Consider the following 12,633-nt stretch of genomic DNA (forward strand, 5'->3'; position numbering starts at 1 on the left):
AATAAGGCTTAATACCATGGCAGTGAAGAATATCTTTCTCATTTTTTTTATGATTTTAAATTCATGTTAAAGTACTAATTTTGCAGTTGTATTAATATTAAATTATAAATTATGTTTGGAGACATTTCTGGGATGATGGGAAAGCTGAAAGAAGCACAACAAAAAGTAGAAGAAACAAAGACTAGATTGAATTCTGTTTTAATTAACGAAACGTCAAAAGACGGTAATATTAAAATTACGGTTACAGCTAATAGAGAGATAAAATCTATTTCTATTGCTAATGAATTGCTTACAGATAAGGAAGAATTAGAAGATTATTTAATTCTAACACTTAATAGTGCTATTAAAAAAGCTACGGCAATTAACGAACAAGAAATGGCTGCTGCTGCAAAAAGCGGAATGCCAAATATTCCTGGAATGGAGCTGTTTCAATAAATGATTTAATATTTATTGAATATTTTTTTCTTATGTTAATAGTAACTTCACCTATAAAATTAATCTCACTTTTATGAATAAAAAAATAGAGAATACCCCAGCTTTTAAAAAAATATTAAAATGGTTTTCAATCACAATTTTAGCTTTATTAGTTTTACTTATTATTGCTCCTTTTTTCTTTAAAGACAAAATTAAAGCAATAGTTACCAAAACTATAAACGACAATATAAATGCAACGGTTACTTTTAAAGAAATTGATGTAAGTCTTTTAAAAAGTTTTCCATTAGCTAATTTAACGATTGACAAAATTTCTGTTATCAATAAAAAACCTTTTGAAGGTGATACGCTGTTCTTTTCTGAAGAAGTGAATTTAAAAATGAAAATTTCTGAACTCTTTAAAAAAGCAGATGAAACAATTAAATTAAAAAGTATTTCTGTAAAAAATAGTACCGTAAATATCATTTTCAATAAAGAAGATTTGGGTAATTATGATATTGCTATTAAAAATGAAACGGCAGCTTCTTCTGCAAAAAGTGATTCTTTTTCTTTTGATATTGAAGAATATTCGGCAGAAAATTTAAAATTTACTTATTTTGATGTAAACTCAAAAATGAAAATGAGTTTAGATAATATTTATCATTCTGGAAAAGGGAATTTTAAAGATGACATTTTTGAAATAGACACAGAATCTAAGGCAAATCTTTCATTTGAAAAAGACGGAACAAAATTTATGAATAACCTTGCTATTTCTTTAGATGCAATTATTGCAATCGATTTAAAAAATAGCAAATATACTTTTAAAGAAAACACAGGCTTTATTAATCAATTACCTTTAGAATTTAATGGTTCTATACAATTAGTTGATGAAAATCAATTATATGATTTGAGTTTTAAAACACCAACTTCCTCATTTAAAAACTTATTGGCTTTGATTCCTGCTGAATATGCTGGCAATCTAAATTCGATTAAAACGGAAGGTGATTTTAATATAAACGGTGTTGTAAAAGGAACACTTTCAGAAAAAACAATTCCAGCTTTTGATATTTCTTTTGCATCAAAAAAAGCAATGTTCAAATATGCTGATTTACCAAAATCGGTTCAAAATATTAACATAAATTACAACATAGTTAATAAAACAGGGCTTTTAAATGACACGTATGTAAATATAGAAAAGCTAACATTTACAATTGATAAAGACGTTTTTAGCGCAAACGGAAAGGTTTTTAATATTGCTGAAAATCCACAGATAAATTTAGAAGCTAAAGGAAATGTTAATTTAGAAAATGTTTCAAAAGTGTATCCAATTTCTTTAGATAAAAAGCTTACTGGAATTTTAAAAGTAGCTGTAATTACAGCTTTTGATATGAATTCTATTGAAAAAGGAAACTATCAGAATATTAAAAATTCTGGGAACATGAGTTTGAGTAATTTTAAATATGAAGGAATTGAATTTTCTAAACCTTTTTTTATTGATAATACTTCTATTATTTTTAATCCGAATCAAATAAAATTGAAAGAATTTACAGCAAAAACTGGTGATTCTGATCTTGATATTAAAGGAAATCTTGATAATTTCTATGGGTTCTTATTTAAAAATCAGGTTTTAAAAGGAGATTTTACATTAAATTCTAATCTTTTTAAAATGTCAGATTTTATGTCTGATAACGCTACAAATGATGACACTAAAAAAGGTGACGCTTTAAAAATCCCTTCCTTTTTAGATTGTACGTTTTCTGCGAATGCAAAAAAAGTAGTTTATGATACTATGGACGTATCAAATGTTACTGGAGTTTTAATTGTAAAAGAGGAAACTGTTCGTTTGCAGAACTTAAAAATGGATGTCTTTGGTGGTAATATTGGCATGAATGGATTGGTTTCTACAAAACAAAAAGTGTCTAATTTCACAATGGCTTTGAATTTGAAAGAGTTGAACATTTCTGAGTCTTTTTCTCAGTTAGAAATGCTAAAGTCTATTGCTCCTATTGCAAAAACAATTGAAGGAAAAATAAATTCAACAATTAATTTATCTGGTAATTTGACGGATGAAATGACGCCTGATTTGAAAACAATTTCTGGTAATTTATTAGGTCAATTATTAAATACAAAATTAAAAGCAAGTAATTCTAAAGTACTTTCTCTTTTAGACAACCAGGTTGGTTTTTTTGATGTTGGTAAATTAGATTTAAATGAAGCTAGTGCCAATTTATCTTTTAATAATGGAGAAGTTATCGTAAAACCTTTTCAAATACGTTATGAAGATATTAGGATGGAAATTGGAGGAACTCATGGTTTTGACCAAGCTATGAATTACACTATAAAATTTGATGTTCCTGCAAAATATTTAGGAACAGAAATCACAAATTACATTCAAAAATTATCTCCAAAAGATGCTGAAAAAATTAAAAGTGTTCCTATAAATGCAACGTTAACGGGTAGTTTTGGAAATCCTACTTTAAAAACCGATGTAAAACAAGCTACAACAAATCTGGTGAATCAGTTCATTCAGCAACAAAAAGAAAGTTTATTAGACAAAGGAAAAGACGCACTTTCAAATCTTTTAAACAAGAAGGCAACAGAAGCCGACTCTACCAAAACAAAAAAAGATACTTCAGATAAAATAAAAGATGTTTTAAACTTATTTAAGAAGAAAAAAAATAATTAATTTTTGGGTATTGAAAATAAAAAAAGGAAGCTAAATAGCTTCCTTTTTTTATTTGGTGTACGCTCATTATTCTAACCTAAAAATCCTAGCATAGACACTAAAACTATTAAAACATATAAGGATAATACTATAATTGTAAAAACACCCATAAACTTATAATGAGACTTTAAAATTTCAAAAGCATCAGATAAAGTAGCATCATTTTTTGTGGATAATGCTTTTTGCATCTTCTTAGAAAACTGAAATAAATAATACACAGGAAAAAAATAAATAACGGCAAAAATTAAATATGTAATTGTCATTGCAATACCTAAATTAAAAGGTACCGTTTGCATGTTTGGTAGATTATTAAAAATTGTAGTTGCAAAAAGTGCCAAAACAATCATTAAACCAATACCAATAAAACCTATTATAGATAAAAATCTAGCCCAACTTGCAGTTTCTTTTAAAAAATTTTTAGCTTGACTTGTTAAAGTTAATTGCTCTAATTGTGTAATCGGGTTTTCCATAATAATTTTAGTTTGCTTTATAAATAGTTTATCAAAAATAGCAAAAAAAAAATAGCCACAAATTTGTTAATTTGTGGCTAAATATTATAAAATAAAAAATATTACTTCTTAAATTCTGTAATTGTATTCTTAATAATTGAGATACAATCCATTAATTGTGCTTCATTTATTACCAAAGGTGGTGCAAAACGAATAATATTTCCATGTGTTGGTTTTGCTAATAAACCGTTATCACGTAATTTCATACAAATATCCCAAGCTGTAGAACTATCTTCTGTATCATTTATTAATACAGCATTTAGTAAACCTTTTCCTCTTACAGATTTCACCAAACTATTAATTTCTGCAAAATCAGATAATTCTTTTCTAAAAATTTCACCTAAATTATCTGCATTTATCGCTAATTTATCATCAGCAACAACTTCTAAAGCAGCAATTGCAACAGCAGCAGCAATTGGATTTCCACCAAATGTAGAACCATGGTTTCCTGGTCTTATAACATTCATAACGTTATCATTTGCCAAAACAGCAGACACAGGGTAAGCACCTCCAGACAAAGCTTTTCCAAGAATTAAAATATCTGGTTTTATCTCTGGTGTTCCTTCACAATTTTTATTTTCACAAGAACAGTTACCACAAGTTGCTAATAAACGACCTGTTCTAGCAATTCCTGTTTGTACTTCATCTGCAATAAACAAAACGTTATACTCTTCACACATTTTTTTAGCAGTCGCTAAATATCCTTCAGAAGGCACATAAACTCCAGCTTCACCTTGTATTGGTTCTACCAAAAATGCAGCAATATTATTACTACTTTCTAAAGTTTCTTGTAATTCCTGTAAATTATCATATTCTATTTTGATAAACCCTTTTGTGTAGGGACCAAAGTTTTTTCTTGCAACAGGATCATTAGAAAATGAAATAATAGTAGTTGTTCTACCATGAAAATTATTTTCACAAACTATAATTTCTGCTTTATTTTCAGGTATTCCTTTAACTTCATATGCCCATTTTCTTGCTAATTTTAAAGCAGTTTCTACAGCTTCAGCACCAGTATTCATTGGTAATAATTTGTCAAAACCAAAAAGCTCGGTTGCAAATTTCTCATATTTCCCAAGCATATCATTATAAAATGCTCTAGAAGTTAAGGTCAATGTTTTTGCTTGATTTACCATTGCATCCACAATTTTTGGGTGACAATGTCCTTGATTTACTGCAGAATATGCAGATAAAAAATCATAATATTTTTTTCCTTCAACATCCCAAACATAAACACCTTCTCCTTTGCTCAAAACCACTGGAAGTGGATGATAGTTGTGTGCTCCGTGTTTGTTTTCTAATTCGATTACTTCTTGCGAAGTTAATTTTGCTAAAACAGCCATTTGTATTTTTTTAAAATGTTTATAATTAAATAACCATTCCTGTTCTACCTTTATCCTTTCGAAAGTTTCGAAAATTCAGCGTGGGAAAGAAATCATCCTCGTAGTTTTACAAAAGTAGTAAAATAATAACGTGAAATAAAAATTATTTGAGCATTCCCTAAAAAAAAGGAGTGCTTTACACTATCCCTTTTTTTGGTTTTATGATTGCACAGAAAGTATTTTTACTTTCTGTGGTAATCTCATTAATAAAAGAGAGATTGCTTTGTTACTGACCCTGACAGCCCAATTTTTTAAAAAAAAGATACCGTTTCAATCGCTAATGCGCACAGGAAACCCCAAAATACATTTTTAATTACTCTTTTTTTGCAGATAAAAAAACGAATAACGGTAACCTTTTTATTTCTCCTAACAAAGCACTTTTATCCATTTGCATCCAAGCAACTATTTTTAACATACGAACAGCTAAAAAGAAGAGGATACTTCCTACACTCCATGTAATTAACTCTTTTGTGATTTCTACTTTAAAAAACTGAATGATGCCCTAAATAAAAAGGTTTAATTTTCTTTTAAAAAAAAAATAATATTCAAAACTAGCACAATTAACAACTTATTTTACAGCAACTTACAGTCAATTAAACAAGTACTATAAATCACGAAAATAATAGTGAATATAAAATGTTTTTTGTATTTTAAAAAACAAAATATTATGTTATAGTTTCTGTAACTTTGCATTTAAAAACAATTTATAAGTTATGAAAAAAACGGTATATATTCTCTTCTTTTTAACGGCCATAATTGGATGCAAATCCACTTCGATAGTGAATACGAAATTAGACAATAAAAAAGAAAGAATGTTAAAAGGAAGTTTTACAATTACTTCTATAAACTTCCCTGGATCAGATTATTTAAAAGTAACTTCTTTTAATTTAGGTGATTCTAAATGCCTTATTGGAAGTGAATGGAGCTTTATTTCTAACAATAATAAAGGTGAAATGAAAATGAACAATCCAGCTGCTACTTGTAAAGATTTTAGTTCACCAATTACTTGGTATATTAATAAAAATGGAAATTTTGTTTTAAAGTTTATCAATAATTACAAGGCTAAAGAAGTTAACAATGGTTTTGTTTTAGGCATCAACAATATAACAGAAACAAGTTTCGATTTAATTGATAAAATTAACGTTGCAGGAGAAACAAAAAATATTACCTACTCATTTAAAAGAAAATAATCATAAAAAAAATACAATGAAAAAAACAATAATTTATAGTTTATCTGTACTACTTATATCTACAAGTATTATTTCTTGTGAAGCTGTTAAAAACGCAAGTAATACTCAAAAAGGTGCAAGTATTGGTACAGCTGCAGGAGCAATTTTAGGTGCTGTAATTGGTAATAATTTAGGAAATGGAAAAAATTCTGAATTAGGTGCCGTTTTAGGTGGAGTTATTGGTGGAGTCACTGGTGGAGTTATTGGTAACAAAATGGATAAACAAGCACGAGAAATTAAAGAAGCATTACCTGGTGCTGAAGTAGAAAGAGTTGGTGAAGGTATTATGTTAACTTTAGGTGAAAATGCGGTTCGATTTGACACTAATAAAGCTACTTTATCAGCAACTGCAAAAACAAATTTAGAAAAATTAATTCCTGTTCTTAATAATTATGAAAATACAAATATTGTTATTTACGGGTATACAGATAGCAGTGGTAGCGTTGAATATAACCAAGCACTTTCTGCAAAAAGAGCGAGTTCTGTAAAAAATTATTTAACTGATAAAGGAATAGACATTGCAAGAATTGAAACCAAAGGTTTAGGTGTAAATGACCCTATCGCTTCTAACGAAACAGCTGAAGGAAGAAGTAAAAATAGACGTGTAGAGTTTGCTATTGTAGCAAATGAAGAAATGGTAAAACAAGCTGAAAAAGAAGCCGGACAATAAATAAAATTATTACATTATAAAAAAGACTACTCAAATGAGTAGTCTTTTTTGTTTCATCATACCATATTTTGCCTAATTTTGCAACTCATAAACAATTAAGAATGCCACGTAGAGAACGAAATAAATTTGTAAAGAAGAATCAGGTTTTAGAATTAAAAATTGAGGATTACGCTTTTGGAGGAAAAGGAATTGCAAGAATTAAGTCTGAAGAAGGTAGTTTTGTAATCTTTGTTCCTAATACGTTACCTGGACAATTAGTGAAGGCTCAAATTAATAAATCGAGTAAAAACTATGCGGAAGCTAAATTAATTGATGTTTTAGAACCGTCTGAAGATGAAGTTGAAGTTCCTTTTCAAGATATTCCTGGAGCACCTTACATTCAATTACCTGTAGATTTACAACATAAATATAAAAAAGAGAGCACTTTATCACTTTTCAAAAGAATTGGTAAAGTTGAAAATATAGATGATTTATTTGATGAATTAATCGCTTCTCCAAACGTTTTTCATTATAGAAATAAAATGGAATATGGATTTTCTGCAATTGGTTATGACAGAGTAAACAAAACCGATAAAGATGAATTTACCTTAGGTTTTAAAAGACGTGGCGTTTGGTGGATGGGAGATAATTTAGAGAAAGATTCTGGTTTGTTTGATAAACAAATGGAAGACAATCTAAAAAATATTAGACAATACTGTATAGATACTGGTTTAGCACCTTGGCATGGTCCTAAAAAAGAAGGTTTTTTCAGGTACTTTGTTGTAAGAAAATCATACAAAACAGATGAGCTTTTATTTAATCTAGTAACAACATCACCAGAATTAGATAGGTTTGATTTACAAAAATTTGCAAACTATTTAGTTGAATTATTTGGAGATAGAGTTGCAGGATTATTGCATACGATTAATGATGAAACTGGAGATAGAACAATTGCGACTTCTGGAAGTATTGATTTAATTTATGGAAAAGACAAAATTGTTGAAGAACTTTTAGGTTTAAACTTTGAAATTAGTATGAAAAGCTTCTTTCAAACAAACCCTAAATGTGCAGAAAAATTATATAATAAAGTTGTAGAATATGTTTTAGAAGACAAATCTAAAGTAGACAATACGGTGGTTATGGATTTATTCTGTGGAACAGGTACTATTGGTCAAATTGTTGCTTCTAGAAGTGAAAACGTAAAAATAGTAGGTGTAGATATTGTGGCTTCTGCAGTAAAAGATGCTGAGAAAAATGCAAAAAGAAACAACATAGAAGGTTTACAATTTTATGCTGCAGATGTTGGTAAATTCTTAACAGCACATCCACAATATAAAGACAAAATAAAAACCATTATTTTAGATCCTGCAAGAGCAGGAATTGCACCAAAAACCTTGCAAAAAATTATCGATTTAAATGCAGACAGAATGGTGTATGTTTCTTGTAACCCTGCAACACAAGCAAGAGATACAGAATTGTTAGCTGAAGCTGGTTATGCTATTAAAAAGATTAGTTTGGTAGATCAATTTCCTCATACTTCTCATATTGAGACGGTGGTTTTGTTTGAGAAAAGTTAAAAAGGAATTTAGATATTGGTTTTAATATATTTACGATATGATTAAAAGAATTTTAGGAGTTATTTTTATTATTATATCTTTTATTTTTTGTCTTGGCTTCTTACAACAATTAACAGAAATTATAGGTGCATTCACATCTGATAGTTTTGGTTATTTAATTGGCTATACTATTGGATCCTTTATCTCTTTAGTAATTGCACTAATTTTTTTTAAATTAGGGTTGAAGTTATTAAAGAATACGCCTAAAGATTTAGAAGTTATAGATCAAATTGAAGAGAATTAAAAATATATTTAATAATTTGTTAAAAAAAATTAAGATGAAAAAACTTACAGATTTCGAAATAAATAAAAAATTAGAAAATTTAACAGATTGGGATTATTATGATGACGCGCTTCATACAGATTTTGAGTTTGATAATTTTAAAGATTGTATGTCTGCAATGAATAGAATTGCTTTTGAATGTGAGGCTTTAAACCATCATCCAGAATGGACAAATAACTATAATACATTAGATATTTCATTAACAACTCATGACGCTGAAGGTGTCACAGAATTAGATTTTAAATTAGCAGAAGCTATTAATATTATTGTAGAAGTTGAAGAGTAATCTATTTATGAAAAAAACAATATTATCTCTTTTATTCTTAATCATCGTTATTTCCGCTTGCGAAAAAGATGATTTTTGTCTTAAAAATCCTGTAACACCAAGTTTAGTTATCAATTTTTATGATGATACAAACAAAGAAACTTTAAAAAATGTTAGAGAATTATATGTTTGGGCAGAAGGAAAAACAGACAGTATTTATATAAACCAGACTATAAACTCGATTACTATACCTTTAAATAGTCTTGCCACAGAAATTGTCTATAATTTTTCAAAAGAAAATGTTGTAAATCAGTTTACCATTAACTACACCACAGAAGAAGAATATGTATCTAGATCTTGTGGTTATAAAGTTAATTTTAATGAAGTTACTTTTTCATCAGATACTACTTGGATTATAAGTTTTACACCAGAAACATTAACAACAATAGAAAACCAAACTGAAGCTCATGTACAAATATTTCATTAGTTTTTCACTTCTTTTTGTTTTTGTTGATGGGTTTTCTCAAGACAAAAAATCTGAAGTAAAAGAAACCGAAAAAGACACAATAGTATATAAATCTGCTTACGGATTTCGTTTAGGAATGGATATCAGCAAACCCATAAAAGCACTATTTGATGCTTCTTATAGTGGTTTTGAAATTGTTGGAGACTATAGGGTAAATAAACGTTTTTTTATCGCAGCAGAAGTTGGTTTTGAAGAAAACACAACAAAAGAAGATTACACAAACTCAACAGTAAAAGGAAGTTACGCAAGAATTGGTTTCAACTTTAATGCGTATGAGAATTGGTTAGATATGAATAATGAAATAATTGCAGGTTATAGATATGGGTTTAGTCTTTTTGATCAAACATTAAATAGTTACACACCCAATGTAAATAGCCTCTATTTTCCAGCAAATACAATTACAGTTCCACAAACAGCAACTAGCTTAAATGCACATTGGTCTGAATTTGTATTTGGTTTAAAAGTAGAAACCCTCAATAATTTATTTGTAAGCTTTAGTGTTTCTTATAAAATACTAATGAGTGTAAAAGACCCTGAAAACTTTAAAACACTCTATGCACCTGGGTTTAATAGAATATTTGAAAGTAACACTGGTTTTGGTTTCAATTATACACTTACCTATTTAATTCCTTTTGTTAATAAATAAAAGACGATTCCTCTTTGATTTTAGCCATTTTTAGTAACTTTAGCCCTCGTTTTATTAAAACTTACAGAATATGAATAAAATACCTAGTGTAAATTTAGCCGACTTTTTATCAAGTGATAAAAATAGAAAACAAAAATTTATAGATGAAATTGGTCATGCATACGAAAACATTGGTTTTGTAGCTTTAAAAGGTCATTTTTTAGATGATAAACTTGTTGAAGATTTATATTCAGAAATTAAAAACTTCTTTGACTTACCCGTAGAAGTTAAAGAAAACTATGAAATTCCAGGAATTGGAGGTCAAAGAGGTTATGTTTCTTTTGGTAAAGAATCTGCAAAAGGTAAAAAAGAAGGAGATTTAAAAGAATTCTGGCATTTTGGACAATATGTAGGTGCAGATTCAAAATACGCAAAAGAATATCCAGAAAACGTTACTGTAAACGAATTAGCCAAGTTTAATGCAGTTGGTAAAGAAACGTACCAAATGTTAGAAAAAACAGCTAAATATGTATTGCGTTCTTTAGCATTGCATTTAGGTTTAGAAGAAACGTATTTTGATAATTACATCAAAAACGGGAACAGTATTTTACGTCCTATTCACTACCCACCAATACAAACAGAACCTAAAGGAGCAGAAAGAGCTGCAGCGCATGGAGACATTAATTTAATTACTTTATTAATGGGAGCGCAAGGAAAAGGTTTGCAGGTTAAAAATCATAAAGGAGAATGGATTGATGCCGTTGCAGAACCAAATGAATTGATGATTAATGTTGGAGATATGTTATCACGCCATAGTAATAACAAACTAAAATCTACAATTCACAGAGTAACAAATCCACCAAAAGAAATGTGGGGAACTTCTCGTTATTCAATTCCTTTCTTTATGCATCCTATTTCAGAAATGAAGCTTGATGTTTTAGAAAACTGCATCGATGCAGAGCATCCAAAACAATTTGAAGATATTACTGCTGGTGAATTTTTAGATCAACGTTTAAAAGAATTAGGACTTAAAAAATAATATTTAGTTAAACAATTGGCTGTAACAAGCCGACTGAATACTGTATACTAGAAAAATGGATTTCAAAGATCAATTAAAAAACTTATTTCCAGAACATGAAGAAACCGTTGAAGCTGTTCAAGAAAAATCAACTATTTGGTTACAAGATGACCCAATAATTTGCAAATACGAAAAACGTAAAGGAAAGCCAATTACAATTTTAGAAGGATATACTGGCGCAACATCAGATTTTAAAACCCTCGCAAAGGAAATTAAAACAAAACTGAGTGTTGGAGGTAGTTTTAAGGATGATAAAATTATTATACAAGGAGATTATAGAGATAAAATAATGACGATGTTGAAAGCTAAAGGCTTTAAAGTGAAACGCGTGGGAGGATAATTTGTATTCTTAATACAATAAAATAGTATACTAAACGTTTTTTAAAATTATGAGCACTTCAATTTTACATATTACAAACGGAGATTCTACAACAAATTATCTTAAAAAGCTACACTTTTCGGGTGATTTTATAACATGGAGAGAAATGTTATGCGAAGGCCAAACAATTACAGATGTTGGTAGTGAAACTTTCTGGAAAAGTAGATTTAATTTCTTCAAAACATCCTATAAAGTCTCTAAGAAAAAATTTATAGATTATACTTTAAAAGAATACAGAAACCTTTGTAATAAAAAAGAAGCATCAGAAATTGTTTTATGGTTTGAGCATGATTTATTTTGTCAAATTAATATGCTTGCAGTTATAAGTTGGTTAAAACGTTATAGAAAAGGCTATCATATTTCATTAGTTTGTAGCGGAAAAGTTCAAAAGTCTAAAGACTTATTAGGTCTTTCTCAGTTAAACCCAGAACAAATAAATAATCATTTTAAAAATAGAATTGTATTAAATGAAGATGATATTGAGTATGCAGATTATATTTGGCAATTGTATTGTTCAGAGAGTCCGCTTCGTTTAGAAACGGTAAATCAATTCAATCCAATGTCTCCATTTAAATATTTAGCTGCTGCTATAGAAGCTCATTTACAACGTTTTCCTTCCATAAAAAATGGTCTAAACAATGTAGAAAATACTATTTTAACAACAGTACAAAAAAATAAATTAACATCTAAAGACCAACTTGTTAACCAACTTTTAAGAGATCAAAAAAATTTAGGTTTTGGAGATTTACAATATGAAAATAAAATTGATAGTTTACAAAATTTATTTTCTTCATTTAACCCTGTAAAACTCTCTAAAAATGGAAAACAAGTTTTAGAGAATCAAATTAATTTTTACGGACAATTACGTAATGATATTTCTTATCTTGGAGGCTCAAAAAAATACAGTTTTTTGTATAATGATGAATCCAAAAAATTGTTACAAATAACATCTTAAA

General features: G+C 28.5%; 15 protein-coding genes. 12 read left to right on the plus strand and 3 right to left on the minus strand.

The annotated features are described in order from the left end of the window. Positions 1 to 111 precede the first annotated feature (111 nt). Together BTO04_RS02875 and BTO04_RS02880 are read left to right on the plus strand one after the other, a co-directional pair. On the plus strand, positions 112 to 435 hold the full coding sequence (locus tag BTO04_RS02875) for a YbaB/EbfC family nucleoid-associated protein (protein WP_087563065.1): 324 nt from the start codon (positions 112 to 114) through the stop codon (positions 433 to 435). 73 nt (positions 436 to 508) lie between these two features. Next, positions 509 to 3,097: an AsmA-like C-terminal region-containing protein gene (locus BTO04_RS02880; RefSeq protein WP_087563066.1), complete on the plus strand. Its 2,589-nt coding sequence runs from the start codon at positions 509 to 511 to the stop codon at positions 3,095 to 3,097. 71 nt (positions 3,098 to 3,168) lie between these two features. Here the strand turns inward: BTO04_RS02880 and BTO04_RS02885 are convergent, their stop codons facing one another. From BTO04_RS02885 to BTO04_RS15705, 3 genes are all read right to left on the minus strand, one after another. Continuing rightward, positions 3,169 to 3,606, minus strand: a complete 438-nt coding sequence (locus BTO04_RS02885) for a DUF5362 family protein (protein WP_087563067.1) — start codon at positions 3,604 to 3,606, stop codon at positions 3,169 to 3,171. A 101-nt stretch (positions 3,607 to 3,707) separates the two neighbouring features. Then, positions 3,708 to 4,988, minus strand: coding sequence for an ornithine--oxo-acid transaminase (gene rocD / locus BTO04_RS02890; RefSeq protein WP_087563068.1), 1,281 nt, complete (start codon positions 4,986 to 4,988; stop codon positions 3,708 to 3,710). Between the two features lie 352 nt (positions 4,989 to 5,340). Next, positions 5,341 to 5,526: a DUF6768 family protein gene (locus BTO04_RS15705; RefSeq protein ID WP_368356373.1), complete on the minus strand. Its 186-nt coding sequence runs from the start codon at positions 5,524 to 5,526 to the stop codon at positions 5,341 to 5,343. Between the two features lie 280 nt (positions 5,527 to 5,806). Between BTO04_RS15705 and BTO04_RS02895 the strand changes: the two genes are divergently transcribed. The 10 genes from BTO04_RS02895 (at position 5,807) to BTO04_RS02940 (ending at position 12,632) form a co-directional block, all read left to right on the plus strand. After that, complete coding sequence (locus BTO04_RS02895; RefSeq protein WP_232455937.1) at positions 5,807 to 6,217, plus strand: hypothetical protein; 411 nt, start codon at positions 5,807 to 5,809, stop codon at positions 6,215 to 6,217. A 16-nt stretch (positions 6,218 to 6,233) separates the two neighbouring features. Beyond that, positions 6,234 to 6,926 (plus strand): OmpA family protein, encoded by a 693-nt coding sequence (locus BTO04_RS02900; protein ID WP_087565307.1) that lies wholly within the window; start codon positions 6,234 to 6,236, stop codon positions 6,924 to 6,926. 101 nt (positions 6,927 to 7,027) lie between these two features. After that, on the plus strand, positions 7,028 to 8,482 hold the full coding sequence (gene rlmD / locus BTO04_RS02905; protein WP_087563069.1) for a 23S rRNA (uracil(1939)-C(5))-methyltransferase RlmD: 1,455 nt from the start codon (positions 7,028 to 7,030) through the stop codon (positions 8,480 to 8,482). A 37-nt stretch (positions 8,483 to 8,519) separates the two neighbouring features. Beyond that, positions 8,520 to 8,765 (plus strand): hypothetical protein, encoded by a 246-nt coding sequence (locus BTO04_RS02910; RefSeq protein WP_087563070.1) that lies wholly within the window; start codon positions 8,520 to 8,522, stop codon positions 8,763 to 8,765. A gap of 34 nt (positions 8,766 to 8,799) precedes the next feature. After that, a complete protein-coding gene (locus tag BTO04_RS02915) occupies positions 8,800 to 9,090 on the plus strand; it encodes a 4a-hydroxytetrahydrobiopterin dehydratase (protein WP_087563071.1) in 291 nt (96 codons plus the stop codon). Positions 9,091 to 9,097: 7 nt separating this feature from the next. After that, entirely contained in the window at positions 9,098 to 9,556 is a 459-nt protein-coding gene (locus tag BTO04_RS02920) for a DUF6452 family protein (protein ID WP_087563072.1), read from the plus strand. Next, positions 9,537 to 10,241, plus strand: a complete 705-nt coding sequence (locus BTO04_RS02925) for a DUF6048 family protein (protein WP_087563073.1) — start codon at positions 9,537 to 9,539, stop codon at positions 10,239 to 10,241. The genes BTO04_RS02920 and BTO04_RS02925 overlap by 20 nt, the downstream gene beginning before the upstream one ends. Positions 10,242 to 10,311: 70 nt before the next feature. Beyond that, entirely contained in the window at positions 10,312 to 11,259 is a 948-nt protein-coding gene (locus BTO04_RS02930; RefSeq protein WP_087563074.1) for an isopenicillin N synthase family oxygenase, read from the plus strand. A gap of 55 nt (positions 11,260 to 11,314) precedes the next feature. Next, entirely contained in the window at positions 11,315 to 11,638 is a 324-nt protein-coding gene (locus tag BTO04_RS02935) for a translation initiation factor (RefSeq protein WP_087563075.1), read from the plus strand. A gap of 49 nt (positions 11,639 to 11,687) precedes the next feature. After that, positions 11,688 to 12,632, plus strand: coding sequence for a DUF1835 domain-containing protein (locus BTO04_RS02940; protein ID WP_087563076.1), 945 nt, complete (start codon positions 11,688 to 11,690; stop codon positions 12,630 to 12,632). Position 12,633: the final 1 nt, after the last annotated feature.

It is taken from the genome of Polaribacter sp. SA4-10 (assembly GCF_002163835.1).
Lineage (GTDB): Bacteria > Bacteroidota > Bacteroidia > Flavobacteriales > Flavobacteriaceae > Polaribacter.

Bases quoted from the DNA above. Each gene is read 5' to 3' on its own strand.
- rlmD (WP_087563069.1), top strand. From the start codon at position 7,028: ATGCCACGTAGAGAACGAAATAAATTTGTAAAGAAGAATCAGGTTTTA.
- BTO04_RS02915 (WP_087563071.1), top strand. From the start codon at position 8,800: ATGAAAAAACTTACAGATTTCGAAATAAATAAAAAATTAGAAAATTTA.
- BTO04_RS02910 (WP_087563070.1), top strand. From the start codon at position 8,520: ATGATTAAAAGAATTTTAGGAGTTATTTTTATTATTATATCTTTTATT.
- BTO04_RS02900 (WP_087565307.1), top strand. From the start codon at position 6,234: ATGAAAAAAACAATAATTTATAGTTTATCTGTACTACTTATATCTACA.
- BTO04_RS02930 (WP_087563074.1), top strand. From the start codon at position 10,312: ATGAATAAAATACCTAGTGTAAATTTAGCCGACTTTTTATCAAGTGAT.
- BTO04_RS02925 (WP_087563073.1), top strand. From the start codon at position 9,537: ATGTACAAATATTTCATTAGTTTTTCACTTCTTTTTGTTTTTGTTGAT.
- BTO04_RS02875 (WP_087563065.1), top strand. From the start codon at position 112: ATGTTTGGAGACATTTCTGGGATGATGGGAAAGCTGAAAGAAGCACAA.
- BTO04_RS02920 (WP_087563072.1), top strand. From the start codon at position 9,098: ATGAAAAAAACAATATTATCTCTTTTATTCTTAATCATCGTTATTTCC.
- BTO04_RS02885 (WP_087563067.1), bottom strand. From the start codon at position 3,606: ATGGAAAACCCGATTACACAATTAGAGCAATTAACTTTAACAAGTCAA.
- BTO04_RS02880 (WP_087563066.1), top strand. From the start codon at position 509: ATGAATAAAAAAATAGAGAATACCCCAGCTTTTAAAAAAATATTAAAA.
- BTO04_RS02935 (WP_087563075.1), top strand. From the start codon at position 11,315: ATGGATTTCAAAGATCAATTAAAAAACTTATTTCCAGAACATGAAGAA.
- BTO04_RS02940 (WP_087563076.1), top strand. From the start codon at position 11,688: ATGAGCACTTCAATTTTACATATTACAAACGGAGATTCTACAACAAAT.
- rocD (WP_087563068.1), bottom strand. From the start codon at position 4,988: ATGGCTGTTTTAGCAAAATTAACTTCGCAAGAAGTAATCGAATTAGAA.